Source organism: Algoriphagus halophilus, assembly GCF_900129785.1.
Taxonomy (GTDB): Bacteria; Bacteroidota; Bacteroidia; order Cytophagales; family Cyclobacteriaceae; genus Algoriphagus; species Algoriphagus halophilus.
On record NZ_FSRC01000003.1, the window covers coordinates 212466 to 232323 of the forward strand.

Sequence of the window (19858 nt, forward strand, 5' to 3'; positions counted from 1 at the left end):
CTGATATGAGTGATCAAAAATTATTTAAAAAGATAGTTAGCCAAACTAACGAATACGAGCGAACACCTGTGCCTACAAGTGAGCTTAAATCAGGAAAGAGCTTTCTTGGCATGTATGCTGGAGAGCACACAGCTGGTACCGAGTTTGTCATAGGCCCTTTATTTGTTGCACATGGGGTCGCTGCTACAGATCTTATTTTAGGTTTGTTTATAGGGAATCTTCTGGCAGTCCTGAGTTGGGGATTAATGACTGGTCCAATTGCTACCTCGAAAAGACTTACACTTTATTACCAACTAGAAAGGATTACTGGTAAATCAGTGGTTTCCCTATATAATTTCATCAATGCATTGATGTTTTGTTTTTTGGCGGGATCCATGATTGCAGTGTCTGCTACTGCAGTGGGAATTCCATTTGGATTGGAAATGCCTACCTTGACTGATTGGTATCCAAAAACCCCAGGCTGGATAGTCGCGGTGATGATTATGGGAGCGGTGATTACATTGATTGCGATCAGAGGGTATAATCAGGTAGCCAAGTTTGCCAATGTCATGGCACCTTGGATGATCTTGATTTTTATTTCTGCGGCATTTGCAGCCTTACCACAATTAGGAGTCCATTCCTTGGATGAGTTTGTTGTGGCAGCGAAAGAAGTAATATGGACTGGAGTTCCATTACCCGGAATTTCTAAATTTTCTGTCTGGCATGTCATATTTTTCTGTTGGTTCTGTAATATGGCCATGCACATCGGGATGTCTGATTTAACGATTTTGCGTTATGCTAAGTCCTGGAAATATGGGTTTTTATCTTTTGCGGGAATGTACATCGGTCACTTTGTTGCCTGGATAGCCTCTGGAATATTGTATGCTGTTTTCCTTCAAACCAATGCTAACTCCCAAGAATTTGCTCCAGGACCTATTGCTTTTCAAGCAGCAGGCGTAGCTGGGGCTGTTTGTGTGGTAGTAGCAGGATGGACCACAGCAAACCCAACTATTTATAGAGCGGGATTGGCTTTGCAAGGGATTTTTCCAAAAACCAAAACATGGAAAATCACCGCGATTGTAGGGGGAATTACCAGTCTGGCGGCCTGCTTCCCTGCTTTGGTGATGAAATTGTTAGATTTTGTGGCTTTGTATGGTTTGGTGTTGATGCCTATGGGAGCCGTCATCTTTGCAGATTTTTACTTCGCTGAAAAAATGGGTTTTCAGCCAGAACAAGCACTGAATAACAAAAAGGCATTTACATGGCCAGCCTTAGCTGCTTGGCATATCACACTAGTTATTTGCTGGCTTTTGAATTACTTCTATGGACTGGAAATTTTCTTTTTGGGGCTTCCTGGATGGTTTATAGCCGTTACCTTATTTGTAATATTTTCCAAAATCCAGTTTCCAGCACTTCGAACGAAATTTGCATGAAAACCTTACTTAAAATAGCATCCTACCTAGCCCTTGTGCTGACCATAGTGCCACCTTTGATGTACTTTAAATCATTGATCTCACTTGATTCCAGCCATCTTTACATGACCATAGGGATGTTCCTCTGGTTTGGAACAGCACCTTTTTGGATCAATAAAAAGAAGGAGGATCAACCTAAAGAGTTATGAAATTAAGTTTAGAACAATTACAGGAATATAATCAATCATTATTTTCCAGCCATCAGGAAGAGTTTGGATTTTTGGCCAATCAATTATCAAAAGAAGGGAATGATGTCAATGGGTTGGTTGAAAAAATCAAAGCTTTTCAAATTGCTGTCCCTAGTTGGGCTTTAGGAGCTGGAGGAACCCGGTTTGGGCGCTTTGGTATAGGGGGAGAGCCTAGAGATTTGGAAGAAAAACTCGAGGATATTGGTTTGTTGAAGGCTCTGACACAAAAAACAGATAGTGTTTCTTTACATATTCCTTGGGATATCCCAAGTGACTATGCGTCTATTCAATCGAAAGCAGAATCATTAGGGATCAGCTTTGATGCCATGAATAGTAACACTTTTCAAGATTATGGGCAGCCTCATAGTTACAAGCTAGGGTCACTCGGGAATGCAAAAAAATCAGTGAGAGACCAAGCTGTTGCGCATAATGTGGAAGTGATTGAAATTGGAAAAAAGTTAGGGAGTAAAGGGTTGACCGTTTGGTTGGCAGATGGTAGTAATTTTCCAGGACAAGCAAGCTTGAGAAATTCATTGCATTGGACACAAGAATCCTTGTCTGAAATCTACCAGGCCATGCCAGAAGACTGGAAGTTATTAGTGGAATACAAACCGTATGAGCCTAACTTTTATCATACCATTATTCCAGACTGGGGTACCTCCTCCTTGCTATGTAAATCTGTGGGAGATCGGGCAAAGGTTTTAGTGGATTTAGGACACCATTTACCCAATACCAATATTGAACAAATTGTGGCTACGTTGGTGTATCAGGATATGTTAGCAGGTTTCCATTTTAATGATAGTAAGTATGGAGATGATGACTTAACTACTGGTAGTATTAAGCCGTATCAGTTGTTCTTGATTTTTTGCGAACTGATTTCAGGTTCTGAGGATGGAGCCCAAGCATGGGAAAGTATTTCTTGGATGATTGATGCAAGCCATAATACCAAGGATCCCTTGGAAGATTTGATGCAAGCCCTTGAAATGATCAGTATCAGTTTTACCAAAGCTTTATTGGTCAATAGAGAGAAATTGACTGCTTGCCAGATGGAAGGCGATGTGGTAGGAGCGCAGGAATGCCTCCAAGAGGCATTTCAAAGAGATGTCCGTCCTTTGGTAAAAGAGGCTAGAATTCAATTAGGAGGTGCCGCAGACCCTATTGGGCACTATCGCAAAATGGATGTTCGAAAAAAATTGATTCAGGAAAGAGGAGCAGAATCGAGATCCACTGGCTTGTAATTGTTTTTCATGGTTCTACCTTGGAAAGTCTCGTAATGACAATTCAAAAGGATTTAATAAATTGGTGATTAGAACATTATCAATCGAGCCATGAATAAGCCTCTGCCTATTATTTTTTTCTCTCTACTTGTGTTGTCTTGCAATTCGCCAGAAAAGAAGGCGGATTCTGAGGCAGGGGATTCTAAGGTTTCAAATTTTGAAACAACGGGTTCCATCGAAAGATTAAATGGGAGTATGGATATGTTAATCCCTCTTGATTCTAAGATTGAGGTGATTGCATCAGGCTTTGATTGGTCTGAAGGACCTTTATGGCTAGAGGATCAGCAGGCATTGATATTTACAGATGTTCCAGAAAACAAGATTTGGAAATGGTCAGAATCAGATAGCTTACAGGTTTATTTGGAGCCATCTGGATACTTTGGAAGTGAGACAAATAAAAGAGAACCAGGAGCCAATGGGCTGATTTTGGATGAAGCCGGGAAGTTGATGCTATGCCAACATGGAGCCAGACAGGTTGCCAAAATGGTCAGTGATATTTCAGAGCCTAGTCCAGTTTTTGAGGTGTTGGCAGATACCTACGAGGGAAAGAAGTTTAATAGCCCCAATGATTTGGTGAAGAGTGAAAACGGAAATTTGTTTTTCACAGACCCACCTTATGGATTGGATGAATGGGATGTCAAGGAGCTGGAATTTCAGGGTGTTTATCAGCTTGATTTTATGGGGAATTTAACCCTACAGATAGACTCACTTTCCCGTCCAAATGGTATCGGATTAAGTCCTGATGAAAAAACCTTATATGTGGCCCAATCAGACCCCCTTAAAGCAAGATATTATGCTTTTAATTTGGATGAAAATCAAAATGTAAGTTCAGGGGAAATGATTTTGGATGTGAGTGAACTGGTTGGAGAGGCCAATCCTGGGCTTCCAGATGGAATGGCTGTGCATAGTAGTGGGAACTTGTTTGCAAGTGGACCTGGTGGAATTTTGATCATCAGTCCCAATGGAGAACACTTGGGGACGATTAAAACAGGAAGAGCAACCTCTAACTGTACTTTTGATACCAATGAAGATTACCTATACATCACGGCTGATGGAGAGTTGTTGAGAGTGAGATTAAAATAGCGTTAATTTTTACTCCAATCCCAAACTACAATGGCCCAGGTTTCATACTCGTCTTTGAAGGTATGAATCACTTCAAACCCCACTTTTTGATGTGCTTTTAAAGATCTTGCATTTGAAATAGAAATTTCTGTGATCGCAAAATCATAGTCTTTTTCAAAGGCTTTTCGATAGGCTCCATAGCCACTAAAGAACAATCCTTGTCCTCGGTATTTTTTACCAACACAAACCTGTCCTACGGCCATATAATTATACTCACTTACTTTTTTACCTAGGTAATAAAGTTCATCAAATTGCTCAAACATGGGCACCAACATAGGGACATCATTCCTGGATATTTTGGTCATCGCAAGAAAATAGGCAGCCACATGATCTCCATCTTTTGCGATGATATGAGGTTCGATAGAGTTTAGTGATCCCAACAACTCTAAATTGTGCTGAACTCTTACAAAGCCTTGTTCATTCTTCTCTGATTCTGAGATGTTTTGGATTAGGTTTTCTTCTTGAAGGTCTAAAATCCCTTGGAGATCAGCTTCAGTTTCTGCTTGGCAAACGGTTACCATAAAAAGGAATTAGCTATAGGTTGAGTCTTCTGGTTCTTCGCCCGCGTCTGAGGGTTTGATTTCCATGTTCTCAGGGTTAGAAGGGGCAGGAGGAGTAGTAGGTTCTGTTGGCGGAGTTTCCTCAGGAATATATTTTGGAGGAATTGTCAAATCATTTCCTTCTCTGTTAGCCCGGTAATGTGGAGACATGATTTCTACGCCAGCTTCTGTGAAGGCATCTTGAATACTGGCATGTAAATCAGAGTAACTTTTGGCTGCTTTTTTAGTCTCAATCGTGTAAGCATTGATCTGATAACTCACATAAAAATCATTCAAACTTGTCTGCAAAACAAAAGGTTTAGGCTCTTTGATAATTGTATCCACTTTTAATGCGGCACCGATCAAGAGCTCATGAACTTTGCGCCAGGGTACATCATATCCTATGGTTACAGTACTATGTAAAATTAATCCAGAGCTATTTTCTTCTACGGTATAATTGATAGTATTTCCATTTAAAATGGCAGAATTTGGGATGGTGACTTCTTCATTTTTGATGGTTCGAAGACGGGTGACCAACATTGTTTTTTCAATTACATCCCCAGTAGTATCTCCGATTTTTACACGATCTCCGATTTTAAATGCCCTCATGTAAATGATGACCAGGCCAGCAATTATATTACTGATTGCTGAAGAAGAACCTAAGGAGATTAATAGGCCTAAAAAAACGCTGACCCCTTGGAAGGCAGGAGAATCTGAGCCAGGTAAATAAGGGAAAATCACAATGAATGCGAAGGCATAAATAATGATTTTAATCAAATTGAAAGTAGGCTTTGCCCATTCTGGATAAAAACCTGGAATGCTTAAGTTACCCCTCCCAATTTCGCCCGAAATGAAATTCACAAATTGCCCTATGTAGTAGGTAATGACCACCACCACGATGATCATAAACATGTAGGGAATATATTGTAAGAAAGAGTTAATGATGGATTTTAAGGGGTTGGTGATGTAACCCAATAAGAGCCCTGCAAGATTTTTAGTAGCAGGGAATATACTGAATATAATAGGAAGAGTAAGGTACAGTAATATAATGATGAGGATAATTTTGACGATCCTCATCAATGATTTTAGAAGGCTTTCTTCACGTTCTGCGGAGAGTAATTCAAAGTCTTTGATTTTGATTCCTTTGAAATATTTATGCCATTTGGATAGAATAAAATCAATGGTTTTATTGATGCCTTTATTGATTAAATACACCAATAAGACTACCACTAAAATCACCCCGATAAGCATTCCTGTTCTGGTGATAATCTGTATCAAGGAACGATCCTCATGATTTCTCCTGTAAGATTCTTTAATCGCTTCCAGATATTCCTGGGCCAGCACGCTTTGGTCTTTTTCAAAATAGGAAGCATCCTCTTTTGTGACACTTCCTAAAATCATTTCACCATGCCAAATTTCGATGGCAATATCATCTTGAGTAGTACTTAAAAGAGTGGTGTCAAATACCTCGGTTTCTAGAAGAAGATCTAGCTTGTTGCTGAAATTTTGGGCTCTTTCAGAGGGGGTGAATGGACCTATCTTATTGGCGATGAAGAATAAAGTGTCATTAAAAAACAGTACAGGTTTTTGAATGCTATCAGGATAGTTAATAGAAGTTGAATCTTGATCTTGGGCAAAAACCAATCCCCAGTTCACAACTAATAAAAGAAGTATAGAAATTCTCTTAAAAATTAATATCATAAGTAGGTAATAATTGTAGGTATATCCTTGCTTACTAATTTCTATACCATTCACAGGATTAAATTAAATAAAATTCATCGTTTTCAGTAGATTTGATCAAAAACCATTTAATCATGACTTTTAATAAAGTGTATTATGGACTTTGGGTAGTCCTTTTCGCCTTATTTGCCTTTTGGCAATTCAATGACCCAGACCCTGAAATTTGGGTAAGTATTTATGGGGTAGCAATTATTTTCTGTTTATTGGGTTTTAGGGGTATATTCCCTAAAATACCTTTGACAGTGGTAGTTGCTGCCTGTCTTATCGGTGCGGCCTATTATTGGCAAGGCCATGTAGGAGATTGGGTTTCTCAAGAGGTAGAGCAGCATAATCTCAGTATGAAAAATGATTTCATGGAAGAATCCAGAGAATCATTTGGTCTTATGATTATTACTTTGGTGATGATCCCTGGTTTGATAAAAGCCTGGAAAAAATAATCCCTTACCTTATCTTTTACTTTCTTACCAATGAACCCATGAAAAAAATATCATTATTGACACTTTTAGGAGTGCTTTTCAGTTTGAGTGCATTTAGCCAGCAAGCAGCAAATTTGAAGTCTAATTATTTTGAAATCAGGAAATACTACGCTAATCCTGGGAAGTTGCCTGATTTGATCAAAAGATTTCAGGATCATACAGTAGCTTTATTTGAAAAAAGCGGGATGGAAAATGTGGCGTATTTTGTGCCAGTAGAAAATAATGATAATTCATTGACTTATATATTGGGCTATCCGGATGAGGAAGCGAGAGATAGAATGTGGAATCAGTTTTTGAATGACCCAGAATGGAAAAAGGCTTACCAAGAGTCTATTGTGGATGGGGCTTTGGTTTCCAAAATAGATCAAACCTTTATGACTTTAGCACCAGGCTTAAACGAAATGCCCATGCCAAGTAAAAGTGGTGTGTTCCAATTAAGGGTTTATACCTGTTTAGATGGGAAAATTGATAACCTCATCGCACGATTTAAAGACCATACCCAAGACCTTTTTGCACGTCAAGGTTTAAAGAATTATCCATATTGGATTACTTCCGAAAAAGAGGGAGGCCAGCCCAAGCTTGTATATTTATTAGGTCATGAAGACAAAGCTAAATTTGAAGCTGCATTTCAGAATTTTCTAAAAGACCCAGATTGGGTTGCTGCTAGAGATGCTTCTGAAGCAAATGGAAAAATCGTAGAAAAAGTAGATGCTACCTTCTTTACCACACTACCATTTTCTCCTATGAAATAAAAGATGAAGATTTAATGGAGCAATAAAAAGGCATACATCAGAATGTATGCCTTTTTTGATTTTCATAGTGGGGTCTATTTAATTATCTAGGAAAAGCCGGCGCCAATCCACCGTCCACGTTGATCATGTTTCCGGTTGATTTATTGAGCATTCCGGAAACGAAAGCAAAAGCTGCATCAGCGATGTCGGATGTTTTCACGGCTTCTTTGAGTAAGGTTCTGTTGGCATAATAAGCAGGAAGGTCCTTCACTTCAATTCCATAGGCCTTTGCCCGGTTTTCGGCCCATCCACCTTCCCAGATGTTAGAGTTTTCGATGACTGCATCCGGGTTGACCACATTGACGCGGATCTTGTCCTCACCGAGTTCGGCTGCCATCAATCTGGACATGTGCAGTTGTGCTGCCTTTGCGGTGCCATAAGCCACATTTTTAGGCCCTGCCACCAAAGCATTCTTGCTGACGATATTGACGATGTCCCCACCGAGTCCCTGCTGCTTGAGGATCTTGACTCCCTGCTGGGACACCTCAAACTGTCCCTTGACCAGGATGTCCAGCAGTTTGTTCCAGTCCTCCTCGGTATGTTCTTCCAAAGGCTTGGAGATGGAGATCCCTGCATTGTTGACGATGATGTCCAGTCCGCCGAACTTCAGGCAGATTTCCTGCATGGCTTTTTTGAGGCTTTCGGTATCGGTGACATCCAGGGTAACTCCCAGGAATACATCCTTTCCGTATTTTTTCTGCATTTCCGCTTCGGTCTGTGCAAGTCTTTCCGCATTGATGTCGGTGACCACCACACAGGCTCCTTCCTGTAAATATCGTTCGGCAATGCCTTTGCCGATTCCCCCTGCACTCCCTGTGATCAAAGCGATCCTTCTGGATAGGGGTTTTTCTTTAGGCATGCGCTGAAGCTTGGCCTCTTCAAGCAACCAGTATTCGATGTTGAATGCTTCCTGAAGGGGAAGGGAAACATAAGAGGAAACGGCCTCTGCCCCTCTCATTACGTTGATGGCGTTGATATAGAATTCGGAAGCTACCCTGGAAGTCTGCTTGTCCTTGGCAAAGGAGAAAAGACCTACACCCGGCCACAGAATGATGACCGGGTTGGGGTCACGCATGGCAGGGGAATTGGGATGCTTATGTTTTTCATAGTAATCGGCATACATCTCCCGGTACTTCTGGAATTCGACTTCCAGTTCAGCCTTCAAAGAAGCGGGATCGGAAAGGTCCACATCTGCGGGGATGTCGAGCACCAAAGGGGATATCTTGGTACGGAGGAAGTGATCCGGACAGGAGGTGCCCATGGGTGCAAGTTTGTTCAGGTCGTTGGAATTGATGAACTGCAGTACTACCTCGGTATCGGAGAAGGTACCGACCATTTTCTTTTCGGAGGAAGCCAGTCCACGAAGCACTGGAGCCAGCAAGGCAGCCTGTGAGGCGCGCTGCTCGGCAGGAAGCGATGTGACTTTCTGTCCACCGAATACCGGTCTGTTTTTACCGTAATTGGCCTCCAGGTAAGCCGAGGCGGTTTCGATGACTTCCAAGCTGTTGATATAACACTCAAAAGACGTGTCTCCCCAGGTGAAGAGCCCATGTCCACCGAGCATGATTCCCCGGATCCCGGGATTGTCCTCCAAGGTCTGCTGCAACTGGAGTCCCAGATCGAATCCCGGCTTCTGCCAAGGTACCCAGGCGATCTGTCCGTTCCAGAGTTCCTGGGTGATCTTCTCACCTTCCTTGGAAGCGGCAATGGCAATGGCTGCATCAGGATGGAGGTGGTCAATGTGTTTGAAAGGTAAAAAAGCATGCAAAGGGGTGTCGATGGAAGGTGCTTTGGAGTCCAGATCGTAGATACAGTGGTTGAAAAGGCCCACCATTTCGTCTTCAAACTCAATGCCCCTGTAGATTCCCTGCAGTGCCCGGAGTTTGTCGACATATAGACCGGCCAGTCCGGCCTTGGTGAGTGTTCCGATGTCCCCGCCGGATCCTTTGACCCACATGATTTCCACAGACTCCTTGGTCAGCGGATCTTTTTCAAAAGTTTTGCAACTGGTATTGCCCCCACCGTAGTTGGTGATGCGGAGGTCGGCACCCAGGATATTGGATCTATAGATTAATAGGTCAACTTCGTTTCCTTCCAAAGCGGCAGCCTTTTTATCATCCCATAAAAAGCTGACATGGTTAAATGATTTATTTGTTGTTGCCATGTATTTTGGGTTTTGTCAATATTGTAACATGCAAAACAATTTAATATGGTATATATGGTATGCTGTCCTGTTCTATACTGTATTGAAAGGGTTGAAAAAATGTTATATAAGGTATTTTTATTTTATAAAAGGTCCAAACCAGTCTTTGTTGGGTTTAGAAGAGGTATAATATGTTTGGGATTAATTTATTAAGTGGATTAAAATTTAAAAAAATAAAATTTAAGCGCTGAAAAACAAAAGGTTGCAGAATTTACAGATCTTTTTATTTACTACTTATTATAGTTTTTACATTGATAAGTATACTTTGTTGATAAATATTTAATGTTATTATGTAAATAAAAATAAAATTGTTTTTGTCATATTTCTATCCTGTACTATCCTGCTTGTTTTTTAATATAAAAATTTATTTTAATCAGGATGCGACAGGATAGGTTTGGGTGTTAATAGAAGTTAATTAGTAGAAATTACCGCTTGTTAACATAAAACCCAAGATCTATGAAAAACAATTATTTATTAATAAAGAAGCGATTTTTACTGCTTCTTTTTATTATTCTTTCAACCAGCATTTCGGCCTTTTCTCAGGCTACGAATGTGACCGGTACTGTGAAAGATGAAACAGGAGAAGTTGTACCGGGAGCCACCGTAATGATCAAAGGTACCCAGACAGGTACCGTAACTGATATTGACGGTGTTTTTTCTATTCAAGCAGCCCCAGGAAGTATTTTGGTGATTAGTTTTATTGGATATACGCCTACTGAGGTGGCGGTCCAATCGGGACAAACCAATTACGATGTTACGATTAACACTTCTATGTCGGATTTATCCGAAGTAGTTGTAGTGGGGTATGGTAGCCAAATTAAAAAGGAAGTGACTGGAGCTATTCAATCTATCAGTGAAGATGAATTGAAAGACATGCCAGTTACTACTACGGCACAGAAGTTACAAGGTAAATTAGCAGGGGTTCAAATCAACCAGACTACTGGTAAGCCTGGCCAAGGGATGAACGTAAGAATCCGTGGTCAGCTTTCCGTATCAGGAGGTAGTGATCCATTATACGTAGTGGATGGATTCCCTATTACAGGTGATATTAATACCCTGAACCCTGATGAAATCCAAGATATAACCATATTGAAAGATGCGGCTTCTACCTCTTTATATGGGTCTAGAGCAGCCAATGGTGTGGTTTTGATTACAACTAAAAGAGGAAAAGTAGGGCAAACAAATGTAAACCTAAATGTCTATACAGGATTCCAGAAAGTTCCTGAAAATGGTAGGCTTGAAATGTTAAATGCAGAAGAGTTTGCCCAGTTTAAAAAGGAATATTATGAAGATGCGGGGCAACCTGTTCCGGCTATTTTCCAAAACCCATCTGATTTCAGAGGTAAAACTAATGATTGGTATGGAGCCATGTTGGAAACTGCTCCAATTACCAACTATAACTTAACCATCACTTCAAATAAAGAGAGGGTAAATACGGCAATTGTAGCAGGTGTGTTTGATCAAAAAGGAGTGGTAAGAAATACAGATTACGAAAGGTATTCCTTAAGAATGAATACAGATTATACAGTTTCTGACAAGGTTTCCATCGGGTTGAATGTGGCTCCAAGCTATATCGTAGATAATACGCCTCAAACAGATGGTTCCAGGGGTACTGGTATTTTATTTAACGCTTTGCATACTTGGCCAGTGATGGACATTTATGATGAGAATGGAGATCTAACCTTCTTCAATAGATTCCCTTCTGAGACAGGAAATATCTTTGCTTACCCTAACTGGTTACGGTCTGCGGATGAAATTACCAATCAGACCAAGAGGGTAAATATCTTGGCTAATACCTATGCAGAATGGAGACCGATTAAAGGACTTTCTTTGAAGTCTACATTCAATACGGAGATTAGAAATTCAAATTATTTCTTCTTTAACCCTTCGACTGCAACGAATAGAATCAACGTTTCTATTCCGACGGTAGCGGTTTCTATTAGAGATAATTTCCGTGATTTTTCATGGTTGAATGAAAATATTGCGACCTATACCAATAATATTGGAGATCATAATTTTGAGATTTTAGCTGGTTTTTCTAATCAACAGTTTAGAAGAGATCGTACCAGAGTACAAGCTGATACTTATGCTGATGATCGACTACCAACCATTCAAGGTGCGATCAATATAAACAGAGGTGGAACTATTTCTGACGTGGATGAATGGACGTTGACCTCCATTTTCTCAAGGTTGACCTATAATTTTAAAGGAAAGTACTTATTTACTGCTGCAGTAAGAGGGGATGGTTCTTCCAGATTCGGTGCTGACAATCGTTGGGGTGTATTCCCTTCTACTTCGGTAGGTTGGGTGATTTCTGACGAAGAGTTTTTAAACACAAGTTCATCTGTCTCCTTCCTGAAATTGAGAGCAAGTTACGGGGTAACCGGTAATAACAATATTGGTAATTACACCCAGTATGCTTTGGTGAATAATACTATTAATGCGGCATTTGGCAGCAATGTAGTTCCAGGTGCGGCAGTTACTTCATTGAGTAACTCTAACCTAGGATGGGAGACCACTTCACAATTTGATATTGGAATGGATCTCGGTTTATGGGATGATCGAGTGACCTTTGGTTATGATTATTATACCAAAAACACTACTAATTTATTGTATGCGGTTCAGGTTCCTCAAGAATCTGGATTTACAAACTTCAACGATAATATTGGTGAGATCAAGTTCTGGGGTCATGAATTTACTGTCAACGCAGTTATTGCTCCAGGAACGTTCAGATGGTCTGTCAATGCGAACTTATCCATTAATAGAAATGAAGTATTGGAATTAGCAGATGGAATTGACCGAGTTTATGGTTATGCACATATTACTCAAGTAGGACAGCCTTTCGGCCAGTTTTATGGGTTAAATAAACTAGGTAATTATGCTAACGCCGAGGACTTAGCAAATTCTCCAGTGATTCCAGGAAGATCTACAGTAGGAAGTATTAAACTGGAAGATATCAATGGAGATGGCGTAATTACCTATGGTGGAGATAACGATGATAGAACTATTATCGGCAATCCGTTCCCTGATTTTGTGTATGGTTTTACCAACAATTTCAAGTGGAAAAATTGGGATGCTAGCATTGTAGCTTCTGGTTCTCAAGGTAATCAGTTGTACATGAGACACCTTTATTCTACAGCCAATTTGGATGGGGTATTCAACATGGTTGCGAAAGTTGCAGATCGCTTCAGATCTCCAGAAAACCCAGGTGAAGGAATTTTTGGAACTACTGTAGGTGGTGGTAACGTGACTGGTATCGAGAGAGACTGGCCAAACAGTAATTTCGTTTGGGATGCTTCTTACTTTACTATTAGAAACATCACAGTAGGCTATAACTTCACAAATCTACCTAAGTCAATAAAGGCGGCACGTGTTTATGCTTCCGGACAAAATATGTGGGTTTTTACCAAATATTGGGGAGGGTCTAACCCAGAGGTTAGTATGCAGAACAATGGTCAAGGAGATGGAGGAAACCTAAGTCCAGGAGTTGACTTAGCAGGTTACCCTGTTCCACGTACAATCACATTTGGTGTAAACATCACCTTTTGATTGATCTCATCTCATTAGTAAAAATCAAACTGTAGAAAAAATGAAAAAACATATATTAGGCTTTGCAGTAGCATGTATTTTATTGACCGGCTGCGAAGATTTTCTAACGGTAGTTCCTGAAACAGAATTGAGTTCGGCTACCTTTTTTAAGAATCAAACTGATTTTGAGCAGGCTATTAATGCAGCCTATGTACCCCTAAGAACCATCACTAACAATAGAGCATGGTTGTTAGGAGAAATGCACTCTGATAACACGTATTATGCAAGAAATGTATTGTTTGGAGCAACGGATAATCAGGAAGATATTGCAGATTTCTCTATCCCTGAATCAAATGGAACGTCGGCAAATACACATGTTTTGAACCAATGGAGACAGGATTATCTAATTATTGCCAGAACCAACCAAATTCTTGCTGTAATAGATGAAGTCGAATTTGACCAAGCTGCCAAAGACAATGTGAAAGGACAAGCGCTGTTTTTAAGAGCATATGCTTATTTTGAATTGGCTAGGTATTTTGGAAGTGTTCCATTACACCTTACTCCAGTAGCTACTAGAGAGGAAGCTGCATTGGATCTTTCCCCTGAAGCAGATGTTTATGCGCAGATAGAGCAAGATTTACAAGCAGCTGTTCCATTGTTGCCTAAGAAATCTGCTCAAGAGCCTGGAAGAGCGACTGAAGGTGCTGCTAGAACTTTGTTGGCCAATGTTTACATCAACCAAAAGAAATGGTCTGAAGCAGAGCAAATACTCACTCCTGTGGTAACAAGTGGTGAATATACTTTAATGGCTGATTATGCCATGGCATTCCCAGGGAATTCATCAAATAAGAATAACTCTGAATCTGTATTTGAAGTCCAATTTATGGAAGGTGCAGCAGGTTTGAATGGTAACTTTATTTACCAGTTTATGCCACGGCCAATTAGTGCTGATGAGCTTCAGCCGATAATGGGAACCAGCAATCCTCAAAATATTGATGGTGAAGGTAACAATATTCCTACTCCGGATATCATTGCCGCCTACGAAGAGGGTGACTTGAGAGAAGATGCATCTATTGGTTATGTATTTTTATCTGGAAGTTTTAGAGATGATAAAACCTATCCTTATATCAAAAAACACGCGAAGCAGCATTCACAGCATAATAATACCGGAACCAACTGGGTAGTCTATCGCTATGCAGAAGTTCTGTTGTTTATGGCTGAGATTCTCAACGAACAAGGCAAGCCAGGAGAAGCTAAAGTCTACCTAGATCAAATAAGAGATAGAGCAGGATTAGATCCAAGTACGGCTTCTGGCCAAGCTGAAATGAGAGAAGCTATCTTCAAAGAAAGAAGAGTGGAATTGGCCTTTGAAAACAAAAGATGGTTTGATATCCAGCGTACAGATAGAATAGAAGAGATTATTAGACCTTATGGACAGCGAATAATTAACAATCCATTGGATTATTATTATCCACCAATTGAAGGTGCAGTTCCAAGATCTAATGCATTTACTAACTTGAGTAAGTTCTATGCTTATCCAGCTGCAGAATCCGACTTGAGTCCTTATTTCTAAGAAATATTTATAGGAAATCACCCTGTGTAAAGTAGAATTTTCTGCGTTGCACAGGGTGAAATCCAAAATAAAACCGCTCTTGTATTAATTCGTGCAAATTATTCTGGAATTGTGTTCATTGTTTCTTAAATACGATAAATGAAAGACAATAATATTCCCTAATATCCTATGAATCACAAAAAACATGTAGTTCGCATTTTGATCTTTTCCCTGATTGTTTTTGGGGCAATATCCTGTGCGAAAAAAGAAGAAAAAAAGCCCGTTCACCCGAAGGTTGCAAAATTAAAGTTACCAGCAGGGTTTGTAGCGGAACATATTTATAGCCCTGGAGAAAATGATCAAGGTTCTTGGGTAGCAATGACCTTTGATGATAAAGGGAGAATGATTACTGCGGATCAATATGGAGCGCTTTACAGGTTAGAAATCCCAGCTGTAGGTTCAGACTCTCTTGCTCCTAAAATTGAAAAATTGGTAGTCGGAGATCAAACGGATCAAAAACTGGGAATGGGGTATGCTCAAGGTTTGCTATACGCCTTTAACTCTGTCTATGTGATGGTAAATCATAGAGGGAATGATGAATTCGAAAGGACTACAGGTATGTATAGAATTCAAGACCTAGATGGAGATGATCGCTATGAAACAGTTACTTTAATTAAACTAATGGAGGGATCACCCGGAGAGCATGGTCCTCATAGCATGATTTTATCTCCTGATGGACAGTCTATTTACATCTCAGCAGGTAACCATGTGGATGTTCCTGAAATGGACTCATACCGCTTACCAAAAGCTTGGGATAGAGATAATTTATTTCCTGAAATCAAAGACCCAAGAGGTCATGCCAACGATAGAATGGCTCCAGGAGGATGGATTGCCAAAACAGATCCTGAAGGCAAAACTTGGGAGTTGGTTGCAGCCGGATTCAGAAATGAGTTTGATATAGCTTTCAACGAAAATGGGGATTTGTTTACCTATGATTCGGATATGGAATGGGATTTTGGTATGCCTTGGTATAGACCTACCAGAATTTGCTATGTTCCTAGTGGAGCAGAATTTGGATGGAGAACTGGAAACCAAAAATGGTCTCCAAACTATCCGGATAATTTACCTGCTGCTTTGAATATTGGACAAGGATCTCCAACCAATGTCATGTTCGGTACCAATTCCAATTTTCCAGATAAATACAAGAAAGCATTATATACTTTTGATTGGAGTTTTGGAATTATTTATGCGACTACCTTAACTCCTGAAGGAGCTTCCTATGCTGCAAGTGGTGAGGAATTTATTTCTGGATCTCCTCTTCCTCTTACGGATGGAGAATTTGGCCCCGATGGTGCGATGTACTTTTTGACAGGTGGTAGAAGATTGGAGTCGGATCTGTATAGAGTGTATTATGATGGAGATGAAGCTCCTGGTACTTCCACCAAACAGACCTTAACGGAAGAGCACGAAATCCGAAGAAAACTTGAAACGTATCATGCTGGTGGTCCAAAAGCTGGAGCTATTGATGAGGCTTGGCCTTATTTGGCACATGAAGATCGCTTCATTCAATATGCAGCAAGAATCGCAGTGGAACATCAACCTGTTTCAGAATGGCAATCCATGGTATTTGCAGAGGAAAATCCAAATATCGCTATTCAAGCTGCTATCGCTTTGGCGAGACATGGTAGTCCAAGTGTAGCTACGCCTTTATTGAATAAACTTACTAGTATTAATTATTCTGATTTATCTGAAACTGGAAAACAGAATTTGTTAAGAGCGATTGAGCTGACACTTTTCAGATTTGAAAATTCTGCAAAAGCATCTTTCCCTAAAGTGATTGCTTACCTAGATCCTTACTATCCATCAGGAAATAATAATTTGGATCGTGAACTTGCAAAGCTTTTGACCTATACCGGTGCTGAGGATGCAGTAAGTAAAACCTTGGCGATTTTAGAAACAGCGAAGGATGATGAGAATTTTCAGAAGACATTAACATCTTCTTCTGATTTGATCATGAGAAATCCTCAATACGGTATGGACATCGCAAATATGCTTGCCAATGTGCCACCCGCTCAACAAACGTATTTGGCGGTAGTATTAGGAGGTGCTGAAAAAGGCTGGACTCCGGAATTACGGGATAAATATTTTACATGGATCAGAAATGCCTTTAATTACAAAGGAGGTAGAAGCTATGTTGGTTTCATAGATCGAGCTAGAAAAATGGCACTTTCTCATGTCGCTTCTTCCGAAAAAGCGAAATATGATGAAATGTCTGGAGCTGCTTTATTGACTGGAAATGGCAATGACATTGTTCAGTCCGATGTTCAACCAGAAGGTCCAGGTAGAAGATGGACGTTGGAAGAAGCAGAACCTTTGGTAGAGAATTTATCCGGAAGGGATTATGTCAGAGGGAAAGCCATGTATGCTGCTACCCTATGTCAATCTTGCCATACCATGCAGGGAGAAGGAGGTATTATTGGTCCAGACCTTACCCAGCTAGGTACACGATTCTCTCCTAAGGATATTTTGAACTCCACCATTAATCCTAGTGATGTGATTTCCGATCAATATGCAGCTACTGTATTAGTATTGAATGATGGAAACTCAGTAGTAGGAAGGGTGACAAATGAAGACGAGAGCAATTACTATGTTTCTCAAAATCCATTTGCCCCAGAAACCATTCGAACTGTACCTAAATCCAGTGTGGTAGAGACTAAACTTTCTGAAGTATCTATTATGCTTCCTGGTATGATCAATAGATTAAATGAGGAGGAATTGAAGGATCTGATGGCTTATTTGATCTCTGGAGGTAATCCTGATCACGAAGTCTTTAAAGGATCTGAAACCGCATCAAATACGGATTAATCATGAAAAAGATACATTATCTAATGATGGGAATATTATCAACAGTGGCCTTAGGATTACTGCTGAGCATGATTCCTGCAGATAAAACAGAACCAATCTCTTCTGAGTCCCAAAGTGAGTTTAAATCAATTTTTGATGGAAAAACCTTAACTGGATGGGAAGGCGACCCAACTTACTGGAAGGTGGAAGATGGGGCCATTACGGGGGTGATTACTCCTGAAACCTTACTGAAGGCCAATACATTTTTGATTTGGAAAGATGGTCAGCCTGGAGATTTTGAGTTGAAAGCTAAATTTAAGATTTCTGAAACAGGTAATTCAGGAATTAACTATAGAAGTGATATGGTTCCTGATGTTCCTTTTGCCTTAAAAGGTTACCAAGCCGATATCGATGGAAGGATCAATTACACTGGTCAGAATTATGAAGAGAGAAAAAGAACCACTTTGGCTTATCGTGGACAAAAGACCAAGATTACTCCACAAGAAAACCCAACGGGAAATCTGAGGGATTATGTAGAAAGGAATGCTTGGAAAGGGTTGAATGTGATTGAGGAAATTGGAGATAGAGATGAGTTAAAGACTAAAATCAAAGCGAATGACTGGAATGAAATTCATATTGTTGCGAAAGGCAATGTATTGAAGCATTATGTCAATGGCGTGCTGATGAGTGAAGTGCATGATGAGGATCCTGCCAATTTTTCTGCGAAAGGATACCTAGGAGTACAAGTTCATGTAGGGCCACCTATGAAAGTCCAGTACAAAGATTTGATGATAAAAATGAATTAATTGGGTTGGGAATAGATTAATTGTAAATGTTAAATGCACCGATTGGAATTACAGCATCCGATCGGTGCTTTTTTTTTAACTAAGTATTTGACCATTGATCAATCCCTTCTTGGTATACCAGAAGGATACGATTAACTTTTAAAACCTGACACTACAGGATGGAAAACAGACCTTTGAAATGGAAATTAAGGTGTCAAATAATCCTATGAACTCACCCGAAATAGCTCAAATAGATAACTGGAAGCGGAAAATTTCTAATTCTCAGCAACTTGGAGGAATTGAAACTTCTGTATTGGACAATGGCCCTGGAAGAGGAGTGAGAATCGCATGGATTAATACAGGTTCCGGACTTCGATATAAAGTAATCTTGGACCGGGGAATGGATATTCTGGACTGCTTTTTTAATGAAAGTAGTTTGGCCTGGATAAGCCACTCGGGACATGTCTCACCGCAACCTTTTTCCAATAAGGGAATTGATTGGCTTCGGACTTTTGGAGGGGGATTATTAACAACTTGTGGTCTGTCCAATGCCGGACCTCCCAATTCGGATGAAAGTGGTGAAAGAGGACTACATGGAAACTTTAGTAATATCCCTGCGGAGTTGATATCCATCAAACAGCCTGATTTATATAGGAATGATCTTTCCTTTGAGATAGTAGGGAAAATTACAGAAACCAGCACTTTTGGTCCAAGCTTGGAATTGACCAGAACTATCTCAGGCGAATTGGGTTCTGCCGCGATACGGATCAGCGATACGGTACTTAATAGAGGGAATACTCCGGCGCCCCATATGGTATTATACCATATAAATTGCGGTTGGCCCTTGATAGATGATGGAACAAGGATTGTTTGGCAAGGAGATATAATTCCAAAAGCCAATGATATAAATAATACTGATTTTAATAAAAAACATCAATTTACCAGATGTGCTCCACCATTACAGGAGCATGATGGCTTTGGAGAAGATGTGGCATTTATTAAACCTTCTAGCGTAGATGCAGACCAAGTGGTTTGTGGATATGCAAACGATGCGCTCCAACTAGGTTTGAAAATATCATTTTCGAAGAAACAACTGCCATGGTTAATCCATTGGCAACATTGGGGCGAAAATGAATACGTTACAGCTTTGGAACCAGCAACCAATCCGCCAATTGGGCAAGCTGAAGCAAGGAAAAATCAAACATTGATCATGTTGCAGCCTGGAGAATATAAGTCTTATGAGTTGACCTTGGAGGCAATTACAGGAAAGGATGTAAACGATTTTAAATAAGAGATTAAAATGGGGGTATTACCCTATTTTTAACATATAATTACTCAATAACCCGTTAACCAATTATAAAA

General features: G+C 40.1%; 14 protein-coding genes. 11 read left to right on the forward strand and 3 right to left on the reverse strand.

The window, feature by feature from the left end; genetic code table 11:
* The first annotated feature begins 5 nt into the window (after positions 1-5).
* From BUR11_RS17700 to BUR11_RS17715, 4 genes are all read left to right on the forward strand, one after another.
* The gene (locus BUR11_RS17700; RefSeq protein ID WP_074226604.1) at positions 6-1412 is read left to right on the forward strand and encodes a purine-cytosine permease family protein; all 1407 of its coding nucleotides are present in this window, start codon (positions 6-8) and stop codon (positions 1410-1412) included.
* Positions 1409-1600: a hypothetical protein gene (locus BUR11_RS17705; RefSeq protein ID WP_074226349.1), complete on the forward strand. Its 192-nt coding sequence runs from the start codon at positions 1409-1411 to the stop codon at positions 1598-1600. Before BUR11_RS17700 ends, BUR11_RS17705 begins: the two co-directional genes overlap by 4 nt.
* Positions 1597-2877, forward strand: coding sequence for a TIM barrel protein (locus BUR11_RS17710; RefSeq protein WP_074226350.1), 1281 nt, complete (start codon positions 1597-1599; stop codon positions 2875-2877). Before BUR11_RS17705 ends, BUR11_RS17710 begins: the two co-directional genes overlap by 4 nt.
* Positions 2878-2967: 90 nt before the next feature.
* Complete coding sequence (locus BUR11_RS17715; protein ID WP_074226351.1) at positions 2968-3999, forward strand: SMP-30/gluconolactonase/LRE family protein; 1032 nt, start codon at positions 2968-2970, stop codon at positions 3997-3999.
* Between the two features lie 2 nt (positions 4000-4001).
* Here the strand turns inward: BUR11_RS17715 and BUR11_RS17720 are convergent, their stop codons facing one another.
* Positions 4002-4559, reverse strand: coding sequence for a GNAT family N-acetyltransferase (locus tag BUR11_RS17720; RefSeq protein ID WP_074226352.1), 558 nt, complete (start codon positions 4557-4559; stop codon positions 4002-4004).
* Between the two features lie 9 nt (positions 4560-4568).
* The gene (locus tag BUR11_RS17725) at positions 4569-6278 is read right to left on the reverse strand and encodes a mechanosensitive ion channel family protein (RefSeq protein WP_143186072.1); all 1710 of its coding nucleotides are present in this window, start codon (positions 6276-6278) and stop codon (positions 4569-4571) included.
* A 113-nt stretch (positions 6279-6391) separates the two neighbouring features.
* On the opposite strand from BUR11_RS17725, the gene BUR11_RS17730 reads away from it, so the two are divergent.
* Together BUR11_RS17730 and BUR11_RS17735 are read left to right on the forward strand one after the other, a co-directional pair.
* Positions 6392-6754: a transmembrane 220 family protein gene (locus tag BUR11_RS17730; protein WP_074226354.1), complete on the forward strand. Its 363-nt coding sequence runs from the start codon at positions 6392-6394 to the stop codon at positions 6752-6754.
* Between the two features lie 38 nt (positions 6755-6792).
* On the forward strand, positions 6793-7545 hold the full coding sequence (locus tag BUR11_RS17735; RefSeq protein WP_074226355.1) for an NIPSNAP family protein: 753 nt from the start codon (positions 6793-6795) through the stop codon (positions 7543-7545).
* An 82-nt stretch (positions 7546-7627) separates the two neighbouring features.
* On the opposite strand, the gene BUR11_RS17740 is transcribed toward BUR11_RS17735, so the two are convergent.
* Positions 7628-9748, reverse strand: coding sequence for a bifunctional aldolase/short-chain dehydrogenase (locus BUR11_RS17740; protein ID WP_074226356.1), 2121 nt, complete (start codon positions 9746-9748; stop codon positions 7628-7630).
* 495 nt (positions 9749-10243) lie between these two features.
* Between BUR11_RS17740 and BUR11_RS17745 the strand changes: the two genes are divergently transcribed.
* The 5 genes from BUR11_RS17745 to BUR11_RS17765 all read left to right on the forward strand — a co-directional run bounded on the left by BUR11_RS17745 (position 10244) and on the right by BUR11_RS17765 (position 19787).
* Positions 10244-13336 (forward strand): SusC/RagA family TonB-linked outer membrane protein, encoded by a 3093-nt coding sequence (locus BUR11_RS17745; protein WP_074226357.1) that lies wholly within the window; start codon positions 10244-10246, stop codon positions 13334-13336.
* A gap of 40 nt (positions 13337-13376) precedes the next feature.
* On the forward strand, positions 13377-14888 hold the full coding sequence (locus tag BUR11_RS17750; RefSeq protein WP_074226358.1) for a RagB/SusD family nutrient uptake outer membrane protein: 1512 nt from the start codon (positions 13377-13379) through the stop codon (positions 14886-14888).
* A 168-nt stretch (positions 14889-15056) separates the two neighbouring features.
* On the forward strand, positions 15057-17732 hold the full coding sequence (locus BUR11_RS17755; protein WP_074226359.1) for a c-type cytochrome: 2676 nt from the start codon (positions 15057-15059) through the stop codon (positions 17730-17732).
* A 2-nt stretch (positions 17733-17734) separates the two neighbouring features.
* Positions 17735-18517 carry a 3-keto-disaccharide hydrolase gene (locus tag BUR11_RS17760; RefSeq protein WP_074226360.1) on the forward strand — a complete coding sequence of 261 codons (783 nt, stop codon included), beginning with the start codon at positions 17735-17737 and terminating at the stop codon, positions 18515-18517.
* A 205-nt stretch (positions 18518-18722) separates the two neighbouring features.
* Entirely contained in the window at positions 18723-19787 is a 1065-nt protein-coding gene (locus BUR11_RS17765; RefSeq protein WP_074226605.1) for an aldose 1-epimerase family protein, read from the forward strand.
* Positions 19788-19858: the final 71 nt, after the last annotated feature.

Bases quoted from the DNA above. Each gene is read 5' to 3' on its own strand.
- BUR11_RS17700 (WP_074226604.1), top strand. From the start codon at position 6: ATGAGTGATCAAAAATTATTTAAAAAGATAGTTAGCCAAACTAACGAA.
- BUR11_RS17705 (WP_074226349.1), top strand. From the start codon at position 1,409: ATGAAAACCTTACTTAAAATAGCATCCTACCTAGCCCTTGTGCTGACC.
- BUR11_RS17710 (WP_074226350.1), top strand. From the start codon at position 1,597: ATGAAATTAAGTTTAGAACAATTACAGGAATATAATCAATCATTATTT.
- BUR11_RS17715 (WP_074226351.1), top strand. From the start codon at position 2,968: ATGAATAAGCCTCTGCCTATTATTTTTTTCTCTCTACTTGTGTTGTCT.
- BUR11_RS17720 (WP_074226352.1), bottom strand. From the start codon at position 4,559: ATGGTAACCGTTTGCCAAGCAGAAACTGAAGCTGATCTCCAAGGGATT.
- BUR11_RS17725 (WP_143186072.1), bottom strand. From the start codon at position 6,278: ATGATATTAATTTTTAAGAGAATTTCTATACTTCTTTTATTAGTTGTG.
- BUR11_RS17730 (WP_074226354.1), top strand. From the start codon at position 6,392: ATGACTTTTAATAAAGTGTATTATGGACTTTGGGTAGTCCTTTTCGCC.
- BUR11_RS17735 (WP_074226355.1), top strand. From the start codon at position 6,793: ATGAAAAAAATATCATTATTGACACTTTTAGGAGTGCTTTTCAGTTTG.
- BUR11_RS17740 (WP_074226356.1), bottom strand. From the start codon at position 9,748: ATGGCAACAACAAATAAATCATTTAACCATGTCAGCTTTTTATGGGAT.
- BUR11_RS17745 (WP_074226357.1), top strand. From the start codon at position 10,244: ATGAAAAACAATTATTTATTAATAAAGAAGCGATTTTTACTGCTTCTT.
- BUR11_RS17750 (WP_074226358.1), top strand. From the start codon at position 13,377: ATGAAAAAACATATATTAGGCTTTGCAGTAGCATGTATTTTATTGACC.
- BUR11_RS17755 (WP_074226359.1), top strand. From the start codon at position 15,057: ATGAATCACAAAAAACATGTAGTTCGCATTTTGATCTTTTCCCTGATT.
- BUR11_RS17760 (WP_074226360.1), top strand. From the start codon at position 17,735: ATGAAAAAGATACATTATCTAATGATGGGAATATTATCAACAGTGGCC.
- BUR11_RS17765 (WP_074226605.1), top strand. From the start codon at position 18,723: ATGAACTCACCCGAAATAGCTCAAATAGATAACTGGAAGCGGAAAATT.